A 20,385-nucleotide genomic window follows, 5' to 3' on the forward strand; every position below is an offset into this window, starting at 1 on the left:
GCATGCCCGACCGACACACGGGGGCATCAGGGTGCAAATGCGGGGCGCGCAATCTGCTACAAGCGTCACTCCGTGGCGGGGAATATGCACAGCCGCCGCCGTGTCACGTTGTCGGTGGGGTGAGGCAGGATGGGGCGGATGAGCGAGGAGAGCCTTCCGGCGGACGCCCTGCCGGAGTACGCGGAGCGGGTCCTCGACGTCGCCGAGCTGATCCCGCCCGGCCGCGTCATGACGTACGGCGACATCGCCGAATGGCTGGAAGAGGGCGGGCCGCGCCAGGTGGGCCGGGTGCTGGCTCTCTACGGAGGAGCGGTTCCGTGGTGGCGTGTCATACGCGCCGACGGTGGGCTGCTCCCCGGCCACGAACTGGACGCGCTGGCCCACTACCGTGCCGAAGGAACGCCTCTGAAGGAGGCGAGCCGGGCCTCCGAGGGGCATCTGCCGCGCGTCGACATGAGACGGGCCCGATGGGACGGCGGCGAACGCGCGGAAAGTCACACCTGACAGCTTCCGGCATTCACGGGGCCGAAGGGGATGCTGAGCCCCGTATGTGGGAAACGAGGCACATCCGTGACATGCCGTACGTTCGTGAAGGACGGGACACACGTGGCGTGAGGGAAGAATCGGAAGCCCTCCTTCCGCGAACCGCACCGGCGTAGCGTCGTCGGCACGCGTCCCCCTCACCCCGCGGTCACCGCCCTCCACACGCGGCAGTCCGCCAACCAGTACGACCACCAGGACCGGCGAACCACGTGAGCTCCACTTCTTCCACCAGGCGCCTGGCGCACCCATCGGTGCGCCAGGGGGCCCGTGGCGCGTACCGGCTGGTGCGCACCCCGCCGGCCCGGGTGGATCCCCCTCGTCTTGACGCAGGACAACGCGCGGTGGTTGACCACGGGCGCGGTCCGCTGCTCGTGCTCGCCGGCCCCGGTACGGGCAAGACGACCACGCTCGTCGAATCCGTGGCCGCCCGGATCGAACGGGGCGGCGACCCGGAACGGATCCTGGTGCTCACGTTCAGCCGCAAGGCGGCTGTCGAGCTGCGCGACCGTATGGCGCTGCGCATAGGGGCCGCCCGTGCCCCCCGGGCCACCACGTTCCACTCCTTCTGTTACGCCCTGATCCGCGCCCACCAGGACAGCGACCTGTTTGTGGAGCCCCTGCGGCTGCTGTCCGGCCCCGAGCAGGACGTGGCCGTGCGCGAGCTGCTCGCGGGCCAGCCCGACCTGGAGCGGCTGGGCCTCGCCCATGTGCGCTGGCCGGACGAACTGCGTGCCTGCCTGACCACGCGCGGCTTCGCCGACGAGGTCCGCGCGGTCCTCGCCCGCAGCCGGGAACTAGGGCTCGGCCCCGACGCCCTGGAGGCCTTCGCGCGCCGCATCGGCCGCCCGGACTGGGGCGCGGCGGCCGCCTTCCTCGCCGAGTACCTCGACGTCCTCGACATGCAAGGAGTCCTCGACTACGCGGAACTGGTCCACCGCGCGGTGCTCCTCGCCCGGCGTCCCGAGGTCGCCGAGCGGCTGGCGGCGCAGTACGACGCCGTCTATGTGGACGAGTACCAGGACACCGACCCCGCGCAGGTACGGCTGCTGCGCGGCCTCGCCGGCGGCGGGCGCACCCTCGTCGCCTTCGGCGACCCCGACCAGTCGATCTACGCCTTCCGCGGCGCCGACGTGAACGGCATCCTGGACTTCCCCGACGCCTTCCCGCGCGCGGACGGCCGCCCGGCTCCCGTCGAGGTCCTCGCGACGTCCCGCCGCTCGGGCGCCGACCTGCTGGCCGCCACCCGCCGGGTCACCCAGCGCATGCCGCTGACCCGGCTGCCTGCGCAGAAGGTGCGCGCCCACCGCGAGCTGTCCCCGGTACGGGACGGGGGAGAGGTCGAGGTCTACACGTACCCGACGTCCGGTACGGAGCTCGACAACATCGCGGACATCCTGCGCCGCGCGCACCTGGAGGACGGTGTCCCCTGGGGAGAGATGGCCGTCCTGGTGCGCGCCGGTTCCCGGACGATCCCCACGATCCGGCGGGCGCTCACCTCGGCGGGCGTGCCCCTCGACATCGACGGCGACGATCTGCCCCTGCGGCACGAACCCGCGGTCGCGCCGCTGCTGACCGCGCTGCGGGCGGTGGCCCGGGCGGAGTCGGAGTCGAGTGCGGACGGGGTGTCCGGTGCCGCCGCCGCCCCGGATACCGACAGCGACCCGCGTACGGACAGCGACCCGGACCCGCGTACCGAGACCGACCCGGACCCGCATGCCGACCCGGACCCGCATGCCGGAACCGACCAGCATGCCGGAACCGACCCGCATGAGGGCGCCGCCGATGTCCACGTCGCGTCCTGGCTCGGCACCGAGACCGCGCTCACCCTCCTCGCCTCGCCTCTCGCGAGCATGGACGCCGCCGACCTGCGGCGCCTGGGGCGGGCGCTGCGGGAGGAGGAGCGCGCCAGCGGAAACCTCGTACCCCCGCCGTCCGACGTCCTGCTCGCCCGCGCGCTGGCCGAGCCGGAGCGGCTCGTCGCGCACGATCCCGCGTACGCCCGAGGGGCTCAGCGCCTCGGCGCGCTGCTGCGCAGGGCGCGTGAGCGTCTCGCGGGCGGCGGAACGGCCGAGGAGGCCCTCTGGGACCTGTGGGACGGCACACCGTGGCCGCAGCGCCTGGAGCGGGCCGCCCGGCGCGGCGGCGCGGCCGGACGCAACGCCGACCGGGACCTCGACGCCGTGTGCGCGCTGTTCGCGACCGCCGGGCGCGCGGAGGAGCGCACGGGAGGCCGTGGCGCCCTGAACTTCCTGGAGGAGATCGACGCCGAGGACATCGCGGCCGACACGCTCACCCGCAGGGCCGTCCGCCCCGATGCCGTACGCCTGATGACGGCACACCGCTCCAAGGGCCTGGAGTGGCGCCTCGTCGTCGTCGCGGGCGTCCAGGAGGGCCTGTGGCCGGATCTGCGTCGCCGCGGGTCCCTGCTGGAGGCCGACCGCATCGGGCGGGACGGACTCGCCGAACCCCTCACACCCGGGGCGCTCCTCTCCGAGGAGCGCCGGCTGTTCTACGTGGCCGCCACGCGCGCCCGTGAACGCCTCGTCGTGACCGCGGTGAAGGCCCCGGCCGACGACGGTGACCAGCCCTCGCGTTTCCTCACCGAACTCGGCGTCGAACCCAAGGACGTGACCGGCCGCCCCCGCCGCCCCTTGGCCGTCGCCCCGCTGGTCGCCGAGCTGCGCGCCACCACGGTCGATCCGCGCGTCTCGGACAACCTCAGGCAGGCCGCGGCCCGCCGGCTCGCCCGGCTCGCCGCGCTCGCCGACGAGGACGGCCGCCCGCTGGTCCCCTCCGCGCACCCCTACCGCTGGTGGGGCATGTACGAGCCGACGGAGAGCAAGGTCCCGCTGCGCGACCGCGACCAGCCCGTCGTGCTCTCCGGCAGCGCCCTCGACCAACTCGCCAACACCTGCGCCCTGCAGTGGTTCCTGGGGCGGGAGGTGAAGGCCGACGCGCCCGCGACGGCCGCCCAGGGCTTCGGCAACGTGGTGCACGTCCTCGCCGACGAGGTCGCGTCGGGGCGCACCCCCGCCGACCTCGACGTCCTCATGGAGCGCCTCGACTCGGTGTGGAACGCGCTCGCCTTCGACGCGCCCTGGAAGTCCGCGCAGGAGAAGGAGCACGCGCGCGTGGCGCTCGAACGCTTCCTGAAGTGGCACGTCATGGACCGCACCGGCCGTACGCCGGTGGCCAGCGAGCACGACTTCGACGTGACCCTTGAAGCGGGCTCCTACGAAGTACGCATCCGCGGCTCCATGGACCGCGTCGAGGCGGACACCGAAGGCCGCGCCTACGTGGTCGACTTCAAGACCGGCAAGCACGCGCCGAGCGCCGCCGAGGTGACCCACCACCCGCAGCTCGCCGTCTACCAGCTCGCCGTCGGCGAAGGCGCGGTCGACGACGTCTTCGACGGGGAACGCCCCGAGGCGGGCGGTGCCGAGCTCGTCCAGCTCCGCCAGGGTGCCGCCAAGAAGAACGGCGGCGAGACCCTCCCCAAGGTGCAGGCGCAGGAGCCGCTGGAGGGCGAGTGGGTCGGCGACCTCCTGGCGAACGCCGCGGGCAAGGTCCTCGACGAACGGTTCTCGCCGACAACAGGACAACACTGCACGCATTGCTCTTTCCAGGCATCCTGCAGTGCCCGGCCGGAGGGCCGGCAGGTGGTCGAGTGACGGTTTTCGCAGCGGCGCCACCCACGGTCGGACGTGGCCCCGTGGCGCGTGCCAGGTGGTGCGTGTCCCGTGGCGCGTACCGCGACGCCGCTTCGGGTGGGTCGCGCGACGCCGGTTCGGGTGGGTCAGGAGATGTGGCGTCAGCGAGTGACGTACGGCACCACATGTGCTGACCTGCGGTTCTTCCGCCCCGGGAGTCAATGTGGCCACCGCTGTCAGTGGACGCCGCTAGCCTCTGCCACATGCCCGCCCGTATCACCGACCCCGAACAGCTCAAGGAGCTCCTCGGCATCCCGTTCACCCCGGAACAGACGGACTGCATCACCGCGGAGCCGGCCCCGCAGGTGATCGTGGCCGGAGCGGGTTCGGGCAAGACCACGGTGATGGCGGCACGCGTGGTGTGGCTGGTCGGCACCGGGCAGGTCGCCCCCGAGCAGGTCCTCGGCCTGACGTTCACCAACAAGGCGGCGGGCGAACTCGCCGAACGCGTGCGCAAGGCGCTCGTCAAGGCGGGCGTCACCGACCCGGACGTCATCGACCCCGACAACCCGCCTGGCGAGCCGGTCATCTCCACGTACCACGCCTTCGCGGGCCGCCTGCTCACCGACCACGGCCTGCGCATCGGGCTCGAACCGACGTCCCGGCTGCTCGCCGACGCCACCCGCTACCAGCTCGCCGCGCGCGTGCTCCGCGAGGTGCCGGGCCCGTATCCGGCGCTGACCCGCTCCTTCCCGGACCTGGTCGGCGACCTCCTGACACTCGACTCCGAACTCTCCGAACACCTCGTACGGGCGGAGGACCTGCGCTCCTACGACGCCGAACTGTTGCGCACCCTGGAGAGCGCCAACCTCACCAACGCGGATCTGCGCAAGGTCCCCGAGGCCGCCGCGGCCCGGCGCGAACTCGCCGAGCTGGTGGGCCGCTACCGCGCGGCGAAACGCGAGCGCGACCTCCTCGACTTCGGCGACCAGATCGCCCTCTCGGCCACCCTGGCCGACACCCGTCCCGAGGTGGGAGAGATCCTGCGCGACGAGTTCCGGGTGGTCCTGCTGGACGAGTACCAGGACACGTCGGTGGCCCAGCGCGTCCTGCTCGCCGGACTGTTCGGCGGCGGCACAGGACACCCCGTGACCGCGGTCGGCGACCCCTGCCAGGCGATCTACGGCTGGCGGGGTGCCTCCGTGGCCAACCTCGACGACTTCCCCGAGCACTTCGCGCGCCCCGACGGCCGCCCTGCGACCCGCCAGTCGCTCAGCGAGAACCGCCGCAGCGGCGGCCGCCTCCTCGACCTCGCCAACGGCCTCGCGGAGCCGCTGCGCGCCATGCACGCGGGTGTGGAGGCCCTGCGGCCCGCCCCCGGGGCCGAGCGGGACGGCCTGGTGCGCTGCGCGCTGCTGCGCACCCACGCCGAGGAGATCGGCTGGCTCGCCGACTCGATCGCCCATCTCGTACGCACCGGAAAGGCACCCGCCGAGATCGCGGTCCTGTGCCGCACCGCGAGCGACTTCGCCGAGATCCAGGGCGCCCTGGTCGCTCGCGACGTCCCCGTCGAGGTGGTGGGCCTCTCCGGTCTGCTGCACCTGCCGGAGGTGGCCGACCTCGTGGCCGTCTGCGAGGTCCTCCAGGACCCGGGTGCCAACGCCTCCCTGGTCCGGCTGCTCACCGGCCCGCGCTGGCGGATCGGCCCGCGCGATCTCGCCCTCCTCGGGCGCCGCGCACGTCTGCTCGTGTCCCACGCGCGCGTGGGGGCCGACGACGATCCGGACCGCAGGCTCGCCGCGGCCGTCGAGGGGGTCGACCCGGCCGAGGTGATATCGCTCGCCGACGCCCTCGACACGTTCCTGGAGACGCCCATCGAGGCGTCGGGGGACGACGACGGGCTGCCCTTCTCGCCGGACGCGCGCGTGCGCTTCGCGCGGCTCGCCGCCGAGCTGCGCGACCTGCGCCGCTCGCTCGCCGACCCGCTGATGGACGTCCTGCACAGGGTCCTCGCCGTCACCGGTCTCGAGGTCGAGCTCTCCGCGTCCCCGCACGCCCTGGCCGCCCGCCGCCGCGAGACCCTTTCGAACTTCCTGGACATCGCCGCGTCCTTCGCCTCCGGCGACGGCGAGGCGAGCCTGCTGGCCTTCCTCGGCTTCCTACGCACCGCCGCGCAGTACGAGAAGGGCCTGGACAATGCCCTGCCCGGCGGCGAGAACACCGTCAAGGTGCTCACCGCGCACAAGTCCAAGGGCCTGGAGTGGGACGTGGTCGTCGTCCCCGGTCTCGTCAACGGCACCTTTCCCAGCAGCCAGGGCCGTGAGAAATGGACCGCCCAGGGCAAGGTGCTGCCGCACCGGCTGCGCGGCGACGCCGACACGCTGCCCGACATCGAGGCCTGGGACGCCAAGGGCATCAAGGCCTTCCACGAGGCCATGAAGGACCACCAGCACACCGAGGAACTGCGCCTCGGCTATGTCACGTTCACCCGGCCCCGTTCGCTCCTGCTCGGCTCCGGCCACTGGTGGGGCCCCTCCCAGAAGCGGCCGCGCGGCCCCTCGGACTTCCTGCACGCCCTCCACGACCACTGCGCGGCCGGACACGGCGAGATCGAGCTCTGGGCGGACGAACCGGCGGAGGGCGAGGAGAATCCGGCCCTGCATGAGGCGGCCGCCGACCACGCCTGGCCGCTCCCGCTCGACGACGCGGCCCACGCCCGGCGGCGCGCGGCGGCGGAGACCGTACTCGCCCACCTGGAGCGGGTCGCGTCCCACGACGAGGCCCACCCGGGGGCCGACGGACACCGACGGGCGGCCGCCCACGACCCCGCCTCGTACGACGATCCGGAGTGGCCGCCCCCGTCGGAGGACGACCTCCCGCCCTACGACGAGGACGACCTCCCCGAGGACGAGTTCCCTGAAGGCGACTTTCCCGAGGAGCACCTTCCCGAGGACCACTTCCCGGAAGGCGACCTCGTGGAGACCGCTCTGTCCGAGGGCGACGACTCCGACTGGGACTCCTGGACGACGGAACGACCGGGAGACCGGCCGACCGGCCGCAGGAGCGGGGGACCGACGGTGCCGCACCAGTCCCACGGCCCGGCGCCCGCCGCCCGCCCGCACCCCCAGGAGACCGGGAGCGAACACCTCACGCCCGAGGAGGCCCGCACCCTCGCCTCCTGGGACCGCGACCTGGACGCGCTGACCGGAGAACTCCTGCGCTCCCGCGCGACCGTCACCCACGTACCCCTGCCCGCCTCGCTCACCGCCTCCCAACTGCTGCGTCTGGCCGCCGACCCGGACGGCTTCGCACAGGAACTCGCACGCCCCATGCCGCGCCCCCCGCAGCCCGCCGCGCGCCGGGGAACGCGCTTCCATGCCTGGGTGGAGTCCCGCTTCGAAGAGCTGCGGCTGCCGATGCTGGATCCCGAGGAACTGCCCGGCAGCGAGGCGGAGATCGCCGACGAGCGTGACCTGGAAGCCCTGAAGGACGCCTTCGAACGCACTCCCTACGCGCACCGCACCCCGTACCGCGTCGAGGTGCCCTTCCAGTTCGCGATCGCCGGCCGGGTCGTCCGCGGCCGGATCGACGCCGTCTACAGGACGGACGACGGCGACGGGACGACGTACGAGATCGTCGACTGGAAGACCGGCCACGGTCGAACCGCAGATCCGCTCCAGCTCGCGCTGTACCGCCTCGGCTGGGCCGAGCGGCAGGGTGTGCCCCTGGAATCCGTCACCGCCGCTTTCCTGTACGTCCGCGACGGCGAGGTCGTACGACCGGACGGCCTCCCGGACCGTGCCGCACTGGAGCGGCTGCTCACCGAGGACCCGGCGGGCCCACAGGACGGGGCTCCCGGCGAACCGCCGGACGAACACGCCTCTGTGGGCGGATAGGCTCAGGAACATGAGCAAGCCCGTTGACAACGCCGTCAGCACCGTCCGTACGTACATCGAGACCCACCGCGCCGCCTTCCTCGACGACCTCGCGGAGTGGCTGCGCATCCCCTCGGTCTCGGCTCAGCCGGACCACGCCGCGGACGTGGCACGCAGCGCCGACTGGCTCGCCGTCAAGCTCCGCGAGACCGGATTCCCGACCAGCGAGGTCTGGCCGACCGCGGGCGCCCCGGCCGTCTTCGCCGAGTGGCCCTCCGAGGACCCCGACGCGCCCACAGTCCTCGTCTACGGGCACCACGACGTGCAGCCCGCCGCCCGCGAGGACGGCTGGGACACCGAGCCCTTCGAGCCGGTGATCCGCGGAAACCGCCTCCACGCGCGCGGAGCGGCAGACGACAAGGGCCAGGTGTTCTTTCACACACTCGGCGTCCGGGCCCACCTCGCCGCCACCGGGCGCACCGCCCCGGCAGTGCACCTCAAACTGCTGATCGAGGGCGAGGAGGAGTCCGGCTCCCCGCACTTCCGCGAACTCGTCGAAGAGCAGGCGGAACACCTCGCCGCCGACGCCGTGATCGTCTCCGACACCGGCATGTGGTCCGAGGACACCCCCACGGTCTGCACAGGCATGCGGGGCCTCGCCGAGTGCGAGATCGTCCTGCACGGCCCCGAGCAGGACATCCACTCCGGGTCCTTCGGCGGCGCCGTGCCCAACCCGGCCACCGCGGTCGCCCGCCTGGTCGCCGCCCTGCACGACGAGCACGCGCGCGTGGCCGTACCCGGCTTCTACGAAGGCATCACCGAACTCACCGACCGCGAGCGCGAACTCTTCGCCGAGCTGCCCTTCGACGAGGAGCAGTGGCTGCGCACGGCCAGGTCGACGGCCACCCACGGAGAAGCCGGTCACACCACCCTGGAGCGCGTCTGGGCCCGCCCGACCGCCGAGGTCAACGGCATCGGCGGCGGCTACCAGGGCCCCGGCAACAAGACGATCATTCCGTCCTCGGCCCTGGTGAAGCTCTCCTTCCGGCTGGTCGCCGGGCAGGACCCGGACCACATCGAGAAGGCCGTACGCGCCTGGGCGGCCGAGCAGGTACCCGACGGCATCCGGCACGAGATCACGTTCGGCGCGGCCACCCGCCCGTGCCTGACGCCACTGGACCACCCCGCCCTGCAGTCCGTCGTACGCGCCATGGGCCGAGCCTTCGAGCAGCCGATCCGCTACACCCGCGAGGGCGGCTCGGGACCGGCGGCCGACCTTCAGGAAGTCCTCGGCGCCCCGGTGCTCTTCCTGGGCATCTCCGTTCCCTCCGACGGCTGGCACGCCCCCGACGAGAAGGTCGAACTCGACCTCCTCATGAAGGGCGTCGAAACGACCGCCTACCTGTGGGGCGACCTGGCCGAGAACTGGTGCGACACACACTGAACAAGCCGATCCACACCCTCAAGAGCGCACCGCACGCCCGTCCTGCCGAACCGCCCGCCGAAATAACCGTTCCACCGGGGGAGTTGGAAGCACCCGTGACCACCTGGACCGACCACAGCGCCGACCGTCCCATCTCGCTCACCGCTCCGAGCGGCATCGACCGGGCCGCCCACCACCGGCTCGACGAGGCCTGGCTCGCGGCGGCCTGGAGCCACCCCACCACCCGCGCCTTCGTGGTCTCCGGCGGTCAGGTGCTCATCGACGAGATGGCCGACGGCACCACGGCGCTGCTGATGACGCCCTCCTTCGAAGCCCCGCTCACCGAGGCGCACCGCTACTTCCTGGGCACGGACGACGACGGGGTGAGCTACTTCGCACTCCAGAAGGACGCGCTTCCCGGCCGGATCGACCAGTCCGCCCGCCCGGCGGGCCTGCGCGAGGCAGGTCTCCTGCTGTCCCCGCGCGACGCCGGCCTGATGGTGCACGCGGTCGCCCTGGAGAACTGGCAGCGACTGCACCGCTTCTGCTCCCGCTGCGGTGAGCGCACGGTCATCGCGGCCGCCGGCCACATCCGCCGCTGCCCCGCGTGCGGCGCCGAGCACTACCCGCGCACCGACCCGGCCGTGATCATGGCTGTCACGGACGACGAGGACCGCATCCTGCTCGGCCGCCAGGTGCACTGGCCCGAAGGCCGCTTCTCCACGCTCGCGGGCTTCGTCGAGCCCGGCGAGTCGATCGAGCAGTCCGTACGCCGCGAGGTCTTCGAGGAGGCGGGCGTCACGGTCGGCGCGGTCGACTACGTCGCCAGCCAGCCCTGGCCGTTCCCCTCCAGCCTCATGCTGGGCTTCATGGCCCGCGCCACCTCGTCGGAGATCAACGTCGACGGCGAGGAGATCCAGGAAGCCCGCTGGTTCTCCCGGGAAGACCTGCGAGCCGCCTTCGAGTCCGGGGAGGTGGTGCCGCCCTACGGAATCTCGATCGCGGCCCGCCTGATCGAACTCTGGTACGGCAAGCCCCTGCCGACGCGGGGGAACACCGCCTGACGGCGCCCCTGACATGACGCTGCCCCTCTGGTGGCTCACCAGAGGGGCATTGCCGTGCACGCGGGAGGTCAGGCGCTGAGGGCCTGCTTCACCTGGGCGAGGCTGGGGTTCGTCATGACGACCTCACTGCCACCCGTGGCGGGGACCACCAGGACCGTCGGAACCGTCTGGTTTCCGCCGTTCGCCTTCTCGACGAACGCCGCGGACTGCGGGTCCTGCTCGATGTTGATCTCGTTGTACGCGATGCCTTCACGGTCCATCTGGCTCTTGAGCCGACGGCAGTAGCCGCACCACGTGGTGCTGTACATCGTCACAGTGCCCTGCATGTCTCATGCGCTCCTTCACGGCTTCGGGTGCGTCGTCGCTGAAAGTGGAACGCAGGTCACCCGGTCGCCATTCCCGCAGGGGGTATCCGGGCGCCCGCCGAGACGTGATGCTCGCCGCACTGACCGCACCGCACTGCACCGCACCCTAGGCGTCGACGGCCGCGGCGGGGGAGGGGTGTGACGCCCGGGGCATGGCCGAGATGCGACCCCGGCGCACGCGACGGACGTGACGCTTGCCGCATTCGTACGACTGCAGGCGCCTCCCTGTGGACAACCGGCTCACCCGTCTCGCCCGACCTGGCAGCATGGCGGTGTGACAGCAGCAACGCACTCCACCCTCTTCCCACAGGTTCCGGACACGGCCGACGCGGTGCTCGACGGGCTCGACCCCGAGCAGCGCGAGGTCGCCACCGCCCTGCACGGTCCGGTGTGCGTGCTGGCCGGTGCCGGCACGGGCAAGACGCGGGCGATCACCCACCGGATCGCCTACGGGGTGCGCGCGGGGATCCTCCAGCCCTCCAGCGTGCTCGCGGTCACTTTCACCAACCGGGCCGCGGGCGAGATGCGCGGCCGGCTGCGCCAGCTCGGCGCCGGAGGAGTCCAGGCCCGCACCTTCCACTCCGCCGCGCTGCGACAGCTCCAGTACTTCTGGCCGAAAGCTGTCGGTGGCAGTCTGCCCCGGCTCGTGGACCGCAAGATCCAGCTCGTCGCGGACGCGGCCGCCGCCTGCCGCATCCGCCTCGACAGGGGAGAGCTGCGGGACGTCACCGGCGAGATCGAGTGGTGCAAGGTCACCCAGACCATCCCCGCCGACTACGCCGCGGCCGCCGCCCGCGCCGGCCGCGAGGCCCCCCGGGACCCGGCCGAGACCGCCAAGATCTACTCGGTGTACGAGGACCTCAAGCGCGACCGCGGGGTCATCGACTTCGAGGACGTCCTGCTGCTGACGGTCGCCATCCTGCAGGACCGGCACGACATCGCCGAGCAGGTCCGCTCCCAGTACCAGCACTTCGTGGTCGACGAGTACCAGGACGTCAGCCCGCTGCAGCAACGCCTTCTGGAGCTGTGGCTCGGCGAGCGGGACAGCCTCTGCGTGGTCGGTGACGCCAGCCAGACGATCTACTCGTTCACCGGTGCAACCCCCGACCACCTTCTCGACTTCCGCACCCGCCATCCCGGAGCCACCGTCGTCAAGCTCGTCCGCGACTACCGCTCCTCGCCCCAGGTCGTCCACCTCGCCAACGGCCTGCTTTCCCAGGCCCGCGGCCGGGCCGCCGAGCACCGCCTCGAACTGATCTCACAGCGGCCCCCGGGCGCCGAGCCCGTCTACGCCGAGTACACGGACGAGCCCGCCGAGGCCGAGGGCGCCGCCCGCCGCATCCGCGACCTCATCGCCTCCGGCGTCCCCGCCGGTGAGATCGCGATTCTGTTCCGCACGAACTCCCAGTCCGAGATCTACGAACAGGCGCTCGCCGACGCAGGTGTGTCCTACCAACTGCGCGGCGCCGAGCGGTTCTTCGACCGCCCCGAGGTGCGCAAGGCGGGCGCGGCCCTGCGCGCCGCGGCCCGCTTCGGCGGCAACGACTCGCTGCTGGACGACGTCGTCGACCTGCCCTCGCAGGTCCGAGCGGTGCTCTCGGGCGAGGGCTGGACCAGCAATCCCCCGGCCGGCTCCGGCGCCGTCAGAGAGCGCTGGGAGTCGCTGGCCGCCCTGGTGTATCTCGCGCAGGACTTCGCGACCGCGAAGCCCGGCGCGACGCTCGGCGACCTGGTGGCCGAGCTCGACGAACGTGCCGGCGCTCAGCACGCCCCGACCGTGCAGGGCGTCACCCTCGCCTCCCTGCACTCCGCCAAGGGGCTGGAGTGGGACGTCGTCTTCCTGGTCGGTGTGGCCGAGGGCATGATGCCGATCACCTACGCAAAGACAGATGAGCAGATCGAGGAGGAGCGCCGCCTCCTCTACGTCGGTGTCACCCGCGCCAGAGAGCATCTCTTCGTCTCCTGGGCACTCGCCCGCTCGCCCGGCGGCCGCGCGGGCCGACGCCCCAGCCGGTTCCTCGACGGGCTGCGTCCCGGTTCCGTCGCCACGGCGGGCCGTGGTGGTGGCGGAGCCTCGGGAGGCATCGAGCGCGGCGCCGGAAGCAGCGGTGTCACTGCCGTACGGCGCACGAGCCGGAGCCCGGCGCGCTGCCGGGTCTGCGGCCGCACCCTCACCGACGCCGGTGAGATGAAGCTGATGCGCTGCGAGGGCTGCCCCTCCGACATGGACGAGGGTCTCTACGAGCGGCTGCGCGAGTGGCGCGCGGTGCAGGCGCAGCGCAGTGGGCAGCCCGCGTTCTGCGTCTTCACTGACAAGACGCTGATGGCGATCGCGGAGACCGCGCCGGACGACGAGGGCGAGCTCGCCCGGATCCCCGGCGTCGGCGTGCGCAAACTCAACCGCTTCGGAGCCGATGTTCTGGCCATCTGCGCAGGTCGAGAGCTTGAAGGAGAGAGCGAGGGCGACTGATTCAAACTCGTCGGGAAAATAGTTTGCGCATGCCCCGGCAATCCCCATAGGTTCTTAACCACGGCAGCAGCGGCCTTCTCCAAGGCCCTGGTTCCGTGCTGTACTTAATATCCGTCGGACCGGCTCGCACCGGTCCCCCAAGACGCCGAGAGGAGGCGATTCCCCGTGATCAGCATCAACACCAGCTTCATCAACACCGTGAAAATGACCGATCGCTCGGTCGTCGTCTCCACGTGCATGCTCGGCGTCTCGAACCTGGGCACCGGTCTGTCCGGCATTCCCGCCGTCCGGCCGACGTCCTCCGTGTCTCTCGCGGGTCTTCCCGTCAGTGAGCGCAATGAGCGACCGACCCAGGCACTGGAAGCGGCAGTAGGGGCACAGGCACATGTCTATGCCTTTGCGGCAGCCGGTGCCGGATCCCTGAAGCAGACACAGCAGCACCACACGATGTGGGCCTTCCGTGGGCCTGAACCCTGGAGTGATCCAGCCTGATCCACCATCAGGCCGGCGCCTTCAGGGCCGCGGAACCCCACCCGGGATCCGCGGCCCTTCTGTTTGTCCCCGACCGGGGACGGCGGAGCGAAGGGGCCTCGGGACAAGAAAAGAACCCGGTACCAGCCGCCAACCGGCCAACCCGGCCGGCACGACCAGACGAGGAAGACGAACCGTGCAACTCGAAGCGCACGCCCCGTCCGTACCGCCTTCCGAAACGATCCCCCCGCCCGGCCTCACGGAGGACTCCACCTTGATCCCGCTCACTGCGCTCACCGCGCTCGACGACGCCATCGAGAACCTCGGCGTACCCGTCCCCTGCCGTTCCTACGACCCGGAGGTCTTCTTCGCCGAGTCGCCGGCCGACGTCGAGTACGCCAAGTCTCTCTGCCGCACCTGCCCGCTGATGGAGGCCTGCCTCGCCGGCGCCAAGGAGCGGCGTGAGCCCTGGGGCGTCTGGGGTGGCGAGCTTTTCGTCCAGGGTGTTGTCGTGGCCCGCAAGCGGCCGCGTGGCCGCCCGCGCAAGAACCCGGTTGCGGCATGAGCATCCGAGGAACGATCGACCGCCCCCTGACGCACGACCCCAAGAAACAGGCCCCGATGACGCCGTCCACGAGCGAGCCCGCCGGCTCCGCGACCCCAGACTTCATCACCACCGGCGCGAACGACTCGCGTCAGAACAGGACCCGAGAGATGCAACTCATTCCAGAAGCCTTGGCTCGTGCGCATATGCACGAGCGACTGCATCAGGCCGAGCGGGAACGCCGGGCCGTGCGCCTGGCCACCGCTCGCCGCATGCAGCGCCGGGCCGAGCGCGCTTCGATGCGAGCCCGGCGCGCGCTGGCCATGGCGGTCATGCAGTAATCGACGCATGTCGTCGTAGCAGCCGTTGCAGTCGCAGCAGTCGCAGGCATTGAATTTGGCGGGGGCCGGTCCGAACGGACCGGTCCCCGCGGTGCGTTGTACCGGGCGAACCGCCGATCGCGGCGATATCGTCGCCCGAGTGACGAGTCTTCCCGAAGACAGTGACAGCACCGGCTCCACATCGAGGTCCGACGCGGGCGAAGCCGAGAAGATCGTGTGCGCCCGCTGCGGCACCGCCGCCGACGGCCCGCAGCCGATGTGGACCTGTTCCGTCGAGAACGGCGCCCGCCAATACTTCTGTGACAACTGCGCCCGCGACAACCTCAGAGCGATCGAGGGCCGTCTCGACTCGGCCTGGTGGTAGCACCCGGTTCGTGAACGGCCGGCCCACAGCCCGGTTTGACGAGTGTCTGACCCGCGGGCCGCGTCCGCGGTGCCGGCTCACGCCTCGGCGGCCGACACCTCTTCGCCCAACTCCTCGCCCTCCAGCTCCTCCTCCGGCACGAATCCCGGCAGCCACTCCTCCAGTTCGTCGCGCAGGCGGACTGTCGCGCCGAGCTGACACAGGACACCTATGGTGCTGAGGGTCACCCGGTGTATGAGGAGGTACGCAGGCGGCAGGTTCAACTGCCTGCCCAACTGGTGAGCGGGAGAGCGAGGGTCGGCGATCCGGGCGGCCTGGCTGCGCATCCAGCCTCGGGTGAAGGTGAACTCGTCCACTTCGGCCGGTTCGATGATCGGCAGCAGGTAGTCCAGGACCGCGTTGGGTTCGAGGTCTATCGATTCCTTGACGAATCCTTCCTCGCAGAGCAGTTCGTAGACCGACTCGGCGTCACCGTCCAGTGTCATGCGGAGGGAATCGCCGATCGGCTGGGGCAGGCCGCCGGGAAGCCGGTCCACCGTGCCGAAGTCCAGGACACCCAGGCGCCAGCCGCTCTTCTCGTCCGGCAGGAGACGGAAATTGCCCGGGTGCGGATCGGCGTGCAGCAGGCCGGTGCGGGCGGGGCCCGAGAAGAGGAATCGGGCCAGCAACTGACCGGCGCGGTCCCGCTGCTCCTGCGTGCCGCCGGTGATGACCTCTGACAGAGGCACTCCGTCGATCCACTCGGTCACCAGGACCTGCTCGCACTGATGGACCACGGCGGGCACCAGGACGTCCGGGTCGCCCGCGAACTCCTCGGCGTGCGCTGCCTGTGCCTGCGCCTCCAAGCCGTAGTCGAGTTCCTCGGAGACCCGGTCGCGCAGTTCCGCGATGAGTGGCTTGATGTCCATACCGGGGATGAGGGGCCCCAGGATCCGGGCGAATCGGCCGAGTTGGGTCAGGTCGGACAGGAGGGCCTCGCCCGCCCCCGGATACTGCACCTTTACGGCGACTTCACGGCCGTCGTGCCACACCGCCCGGTGCACCTGACCGATCGAGGCCGCCGCCGACGGTTTGTCCTCGAACTCCACGAACAGCTCGGTCCAGTCCGCGCCGAGCTGCTCCACCAGTACTGAGTGGACGGTGCGTGTCGGCATCGGGGGTGCCGCGTCCTGGAGCTTCGTCAGCGCAGCCCGGTAGGGACCCGCGACCTCTTCCGGCAGTGCCGACTCGAATACGGACAGTGCCTGCCCGAACTTCATCGCACCGCCCTTCAGCTCCCCGAGCACCTTGAAGAGCTGCTCGGCCGTGCGCTGCTGAAGCTCGCGGGCCACGATCTCCGCAGACTTCCCGCCGATCCGCTTCCCGAGCCCCCAGGTCGCACGCCCGGCGAAGCCGAGCGGTAGCGCGGCCAGTTTGGCAGTACGGGTGACTGCCTTCCGGGGAAGATCAGACATGCGCCCTCCAGGTCCCAGCAAGCCGTGCCGCGTGCGGCTGTTGCCCTGCCATTGTCTCGTGCGCTTCGCCGTCCTCGGGGGTCCGCCCACCTTTTGTTTTCTCCGCGGTGCCGCAGGAGCAGGCGGGATGCGCCCAGACCGGTGTCGCATGCCAGTCGCATCCGGGGAGCGATGCCTCCCAGCGGACGCCCGCGCCGGCGGGTGGATCACCGTCCAGGAAGGCGAGCGCGTGGCTCGCGGCGAGTCCCGCGACCGCCGCGGCCAGGGCGAGGTCGCATGCGGCCACCCGGCGCTGCTGCCCGGAGCGCCACTGCGCGACCAGGCGCGGCCAGGTCGGATCCCGGTCGGTGCGCCGCTGGTCCAGACAGCCCGCGCAGCCGGTGTCGCCCGGCAGGACCAAGGGGCCCACCACTCCGGTGGCCTCGACGACCCCCGCGTAGAGGTGGGGTGTCCCTGAGGCGATCAGGCTCTCGGCGGACGCGGGGTCCGGAGCGTGGACGGCGAGACCGTCCCGGGGAGCGAGGATCACGAGGGACAGTCCGCGCGTCTCTTCTCCCTCCCTCTCCTTGCCGCGGGCGCGGGGCGGACGGTCCGGAGCCGCTCTGCGCACCGCCCGTCGGGCGGCGTCCTCCCGGCGCTCGCCGATGGATTCGACGGGAAGGCCGCCCGGCGCCACGTCCCACGGCTCGACGCGGCCGAGGTCACGCACCTCGACCTCGCCCACGCCGGCGCCCGCGAGCAGCGCGGCCAGGACGACCCCCACCCGGCCGGCACCCCGCACCTGTACGCGCAGGCAGCGGCGGGCGGCCAGGCGCTTGACGGCCCCGCCCGGCTCGGGGGCGACGAGGGAGAGGGAGGCGAGGTCGGGTCGCAGCCGGTCCATGACCTCCTTCCTCCCGCGCAACGCGTCCGCCGCCGGGCCGCCTCCGGTCGTGTCGTCCAGCAGGCCCGAGCGGGCCAGCCGGTCCACCAGTCCGTCGACATGGCCGTCGGGCAGCCCCATCTCACGTCCCTGCTCCCGCAACAGCGGCATTCCGCGTGTCCCGTCGAGCAGTTCGAGGAAGCTGCCTGTAGCCGTGTCCATCGGGCCCAGCACCATCGCGTGCGCCGGTGCCATTCCGAACTGCACGGTGTTGAGATCCCGCCAGCCGCGCCGCAGAGCGGGCTTCACGATCGGATGCATGACCTACCCCCGTAGACCTGTAGTACGTCCCCGTATGTCCGTGGTGCACTCCCGCAGCGCGGACCGAATGCCAGCATGCCCGTCCCCGCCGGACCCCGCCGAAAGTTGTCCACAGGTGGCACCGTTCGTCGTACGAATTAAACGCGCAGAGTGCGGATCGGCATCGAACCGTCCCGGGGGCGGGACTTCCCCCGTGTGCAGCAGGTAACGTCGGGGCGTGCCCGCCGACCCACTGCACAGCGCCGCAAAATCACAGCGCAGCACGACGAGCCCGCCGCCGAGCGGTTCGGGGGCGAGCGCGATCGAGGTCCGCAGGAGTGCCCGACGGCGCAGAACCGTCTCCGCATACCGCGAGGGCGATCGCACTGTCGTGCTCATCCCCGCCCGTATGTCCGAGGCGGAGGAGCAGCGTTGGGTGACCGTCATGCTCGACAAACTGGCCGCCCAGGAAAGCAAACGGGTGCTCGGCGACACCGAGCTGGCCGAACGGGCCGAGCGGCTGTCCGCCCATTACTTCGAGGGCCGCGCCCGGCCTTCGTCGGTGCGCTGGGTCACCAACCAGAACACCCGCTGGGGCTCCTGCACCCCCGCCGAGGGCAGCATCCGTCTGTCGCACCGGTTGCAGGGCATGCCCGAGTACGTCGTCGACTACGTCCTCCTCCATGAGCTCGCCCATCTGCTCGTACCGGGCCACGGGCCGCGCTTCTGGCGGCTCCTGGAGGCCTATCCGCGTACCGAGCGCGCTCGCGGCTATCTCGAAGGCGTCGTCGCCGCCGACCGGCTTCCCCACCTCCCGGCAGCGCGCGACGAGTAGAGGCGGGCCGACCCCCTCCACGAGAGTGATTCTGTACCGGGTCTGTACCGGCTTCGTCCACTTCCGGACTTTGCCGTTAGCCTGACGCGACGCACTCGCATTCGGGATGGGGGACGGTCGTTACGCATGGCCAGGGAATTCCAACGCGGCCACAAGGCCAAGATCAGTGACCTCACCGCGGGCACCGATCTGTACGTAGGCGTGCAGATCACCGGCCCCGGACTCACCTTCGACATCAGCTGCTTCGGCCTGGACGCCGACGAACGGCTGTCGGACGACCGGTATTTCGTCTTCTTCAACCAGCCGAAGTCCCCCGAGGAGTCCATTCAGCTGCTCGGCGCGCAGTCGGGCGACACGGAGTCCTTCCGGGTCACCCTCGACCGGATCCCGGCGCAGATCCACAAGCTGGCCTTCACGGCGACGATCGACGGCGCCGGACAGATGTCGCAGATAGCCCCCGGATACCTGCGCGTCGTCGCAGGCGGTGAAGAGGTGGCCCGGTACGCGTTCAGCGGTGCCGAGTTCTCCACCGAACGTGCCGTGATGCTGGGCGACTTCTACCTGAAGGACGTCTGGCGGTTCGCCGCCGTGGGACAGGGCTTCGACGGCGGCCTCGACGCGCTGCTGAAGAACTTCGGGGGTGAGGTCGCCGAGGAGGCGCCCGCCGCCCCGCAGCCGCAGTCCGGTGCCGCACCGTCCTTCGCCCCGCCCGCCCAGGCCACCGCGGCGCCCACGTTCGGCGCGCCGGCGGCGCCCGCTCCGGCACCCGCCGCGCAGGGCTTCGCGCCGCCTCCCGGTGCCCCGCCGCACGCTCCGGCGCCCGCGCCCTCCGTGCACGCCGCCCCCACCATCGTGGGTCCGCTGCACACCCCTCCGGGCGGCACCGTCCCGCCGCCGGGCCCCGCGCCGTACGGGCAGCCGCCGGGTCCGCCCGGTCCGCCGCCCGGCTACGGCGTGAAGCCGCCCGGCCAGACGGCTCAGATGCCGCCCGGTTACGGTCAGCAGGCGCCGGCCGCTCCTCCCGGATACGGTCAGCAGCCCCCGACGGCACCCCCCGGCTACGGCCAGCAGCCGCAGTACGGTCAGGTACCCGCGCAGTATCCGGGTCAGCCCGGCGCCCCCTCGCCGTACGGCGTGCCCCAGGGTGCTCCGCAGGGCGGGGCCGGTGTGTCCGCCGCGCTGGGGGCCTTCAAGGAGACGCCCACCGGTCAGCGGTGGACTCCGCAGAACAAGAAGCTCATCCGTGTCGATCTCGGCATCGGCGGGCAGCCCGTGCTGGCCCGTCAGGGCAGCATGGTGCTGTACCAGGGCAAGGTCGATTTCAGCTACAAGGGCGCCGGATTCGCCGGCCGGCTCGTGGGCAGCGCGACCGGCCAGGAGATGCAGCTGATGCGCTGCACCGGTCAGGGCCAGGTGTTCTTCGCCGAGAACGCCACCCATGTGCACCCGATCGAGCTCCAGGGGGACGCGATCTGTGTCTCCGCGGAGAACGTCCTCGCCTTCGACGAGTCCCTCCAGTACGAGGTCCGCCGCATCGAGGGACACGGCATCCCCGGGGGTGCGCTGTTCACCATGCAGTTCCAGGGGACGGGCACGATCGTCGTCAAGACGCACGGCGCTCCTGTCGTCCTGCCGGTGACCCCCACGACGTTCGCCGACTGCAACGCCGTCGTCGCCTGGTCCGCGGCCGCTCAGGTGATCGTCTCCAGCCAGGTGAGGATGCGCCGGAACGCCTACCCCGGCGACACCGGCGAGAGCGTGAACCTCCAGTTCCGTGCCGCGCCAGGCAATTTCGTCGTCGTCCAGCCGTACGAGGTCTGAGGG

15 protein-coding genes are annotated in these 20,385 nt (G+C 71.6%); 12 read left to right on the top strand and 3 right to left on the bottom strand.

What is annotated here, in order from left to right:
- The first annotated feature begins 138 nt into the window (after nt 1-138).
- The 5 genes from ACFYR3_RS21690 (at nt 139) to nudC (ending at nt 10,555) form a co-directional block, all read left to right on the top strand.
- Nucleotides 139-504 (top strand): MGMT family protein, encoded by a 366-nt coding sequence (locus ACFYR3_RS21690; RefSeq protein WP_355844816.1) that lies wholly within the window; start codon nt 139-141, stop codon nt 502-504.
- Between the two features lie 248 nt (nt 505-752).
- Complete coding sequence (locus ACFYR3_RS21695) at nt 753-4,214, top strand: ATP-dependent helicase (protein WP_389284396.1); 3,462 nt, start codon at nt 753-755, stop codon at nt 4,212-4,214.
- A 242-nt stretch (nt 4,215-4,456) separates the two neighbouring features.
- The gene (locus tag ACFYR3_RS21700; RefSeq protein WP_389284398.1) at nt 4,457-8,089 is read left to right on the top strand and encodes a UvrD-helicase domain-containing protein; all 3,633 of its coding nucleotides are present in this window, start codon (nt 4,457-4,459) and stop codon (nt 8,087-8,089) included.
- Between the two features lie 10 nt (nt 8,090-8,099).
- Complete coding sequence (locus ACFYR3_RS21705) at nt 8,100-9,512, top strand: dipeptidase (RefSeq protein ID WP_389284400.1); 1,413 nt, start codon at nt 8,100-8,102, stop codon at nt 9,510-9,512.
- A gap of 95 nt (nt 9,513-9,607) precedes the next feature.
- Entirely contained in the window at nt 9,608-10,555 is a 948-nt protein-coding gene (nudC, locus tag ACFYR3_RS21710; protein WP_355844804.1) for an NAD(+) diphosphatase, read from the top strand.
- A gap of 68 nt (nt 10,556-10,623) precedes the next feature.
- On the opposite strand, the gene ACFYR3_RS21715 is transcribed toward nudC, so the two are convergent.
- The gene (locus tag ACFYR3_RS21715) at nt 10,624-10,881 is read right to left on the bottom strand and encodes a mycoredoxin (RefSeq protein WP_355844801.1); all 258 of its coding nucleotides are present in this window, start codon (nt 10,879-10,881) and stop codon (nt 10,624-10,626) included.
- A 313-nt stretch (nt 10,882-11,194) separates the two neighbouring features.
- Here ACFYR3_RS21715 and ACFYR3_RS21720 point away from each other — a divergent pair, with 313 nt between their 5' ends.
- The 5 genes from ACFYR3_RS21720 to ACFYR3_RS21740 all read left to right on the top strand — a co-directional run bounded on the left by ACFYR3_RS21720 (nt 11,195) and on the right by ACFYR3_RS21740 (nt 15,110).
- Nucleotides 11,195-13,390, top strand: a complete 2,196-nt coding sequence (locus ACFYR3_RS21720; protein WP_355844798.1) for an ATP-dependent DNA helicase UvrD2 — start codon at nt 11,195-11,197, stop codon at nt 13,388-13,390.
- 165 nt (nt 13,391-13,555) lie between these two features.
- Nucleotides 13,556-13,882, top strand: a complete 327-nt coding sequence (locus ACFYR3_RS21725; protein ID WP_355844795.1) for a hypothetical protein — start codon at nt 13,556-13,558, stop codon at nt 13,880-13,882.
- 175 nt (nt 13,883-14,057) lie between these two features.
- The gene (locus ACFYR3_RS21730; protein WP_028802016.1) at nt 14,058-14,426 is read left to right on the top strand and encodes a WhiB family transcriptional regulator; all 369 of its coding nucleotides are present in this window, start codon (nt 14,058-14,060) and stop codon (nt 14,424-14,426) included.
- On the top strand, nt 14,423-14,746 hold the full coding sequence (locus tag ACFYR3_RS21735; protein ID WP_355844792.1) for a hypothetical protein: 324 nt from the start codon (nt 14,423-14,425) through the stop codon (nt 14,744-14,746). Before ACFYR3_RS21730 ends, ACFYR3_RS21735 begins: the two co-directional genes overlap by 4 nt.
- 139 nt (nt 14,747-14,885) lie before the next feature.
- Nucleotides 14,886-15,110 (top strand): hypothetical protein, encoded by a 225-nt coding sequence (locus ACFYR3_RS21740; protein WP_355844789.1) that lies wholly within the window; start codon nt 14,886-14,888, stop codon nt 15,108-15,110.
- A gap of 77 nt (nt 15,111-15,187) precedes the next feature.
- Here the strand turns inward: ACFYR3_RS21740 and ACFYR3_RS21745 are convergent, their stop codons facing one another.
- Together ACFYR3_RS21745 and ACFYR3_RS21750 are read right to left on the bottom strand one after the other, a co-directional pair.
- A complete protein-coding gene (locus ACFYR3_RS21745) occupies nt 15,188-16,564 on the bottom strand; it encodes an AarF/UbiB family protein (protein ID WP_355844787.1) in 1,377 nt (458 codons plus the stop codon).
- A complete protein-coding gene (locus tag ACFYR3_RS21750; protein WP_355844784.1) occupies nt 16,557-17,747 on the bottom strand; it encodes a TOMM precursor leader peptide-binding protein in 1,191 nt (396 codons plus the stop codon). The genes ACFYR3_RS21745 and ACFYR3_RS21750 overlap by 8 nt, the downstream gene beginning before the upstream one ends.
- 217 nt (nt 17,748-17,964) lie before the next feature.
- Between ACFYR3_RS21750 and ACFYR3_RS21755 the strand changes: the two genes are divergently transcribed.
- Together ACFYR3_RS21755 and ACFYR3_RS21760 are read left to right on the top strand one after the other, a co-directional pair.
- Nucleotides 17,965-18,561 carry a M48 family metallopeptidase gene (locus tag ACFYR3_RS21755; protein ID WP_355844781.1) on the top strand — a complete coding sequence of 199 codons (597 nt, stop codon included), beginning with the start codon at nt 17,965-17,967 and terminating at the stop codon, nt 18,559-18,561.
- Between the two features lie 126 nt (nt 18,562-18,687).
- Nucleotides 18,688-20,382: a TerD family protein gene (locus ACFYR3_RS21760; protein WP_355844778.1), complete on the top strand. Its 1,695-nt coding sequence runs from the start codon at nt 18,688-18,690 to the stop codon at nt 20,380-20,382.
- The last annotated feature ends 3 nt before the right edge of the window (nt 20,383-20,385 follow it).

Origin of the sequence: Streptomyces sp. NPDC005784 (assembly GCF_042871525.1) — a bacterium.
Classification (GTDB): Bacteria; Actinomycetota; Actinomycetes; order Streptomycetales; family Streptomycetaceae; genus Streptomyces.

Coding starts and splice junctions, on each gene's coding strand:
- ACFYR3_RS21745 (WP_355844787.1), bottom strand. CDS start 16,564: ATGTCTGATCTTCCCCGGAAGGCAGTCACCCGTACTGCCAAACTGGCC.
- ACFYR3_RS21715 (WP_355844801.1), bottom strand. CDS start 10,881: ATGCAGGGCACTGTGACGATGTACAGCACCACGTGGTGCGGCTACTGC.
- ACFYR3_RS21760 (WP_355844778.1), top strand. CDS start 18,688: ATGGCCAGGGAATTCCAACGCGGCCACAAGGCCAAGATCAGTGACCTC.
- ACFYR3_RS21700 (WP_389284398.1), top strand. CDS start 4,457: ATGCCCGCCCGTATCACCGACCCCGAACAGCTCAAGGAGCTCCTCGGC.
- ACFYR3_RS21690 (WP_355844816.1), top strand. CDS start 139: ATGAGCGAGGAGAGCCTTCCGGCGGACGCCCTGCCGGAGTACGCGGAG.
- ACFYR3_RS21735 (WP_355844792.1), top strand. CDS start 14,423: ATGAGCATCCGAGGAACGATCGACCGCCCCCTGACGCACGACCCCAAG.
- ACFYR3_RS21705 (WP_389284400.1), top strand. CDS start 8,100: ATGAGCAAGCCCGTTGACAACGCCGTCAGCACCGTCCGTACGTACATC.
- ACFYR3_RS21750 (WP_355844784.1), bottom strand. CDS start 17,747: ATGCATCCGATCGTGAAGCCCGCTCTGCGGCGCGGCTGGCGGGATCTC.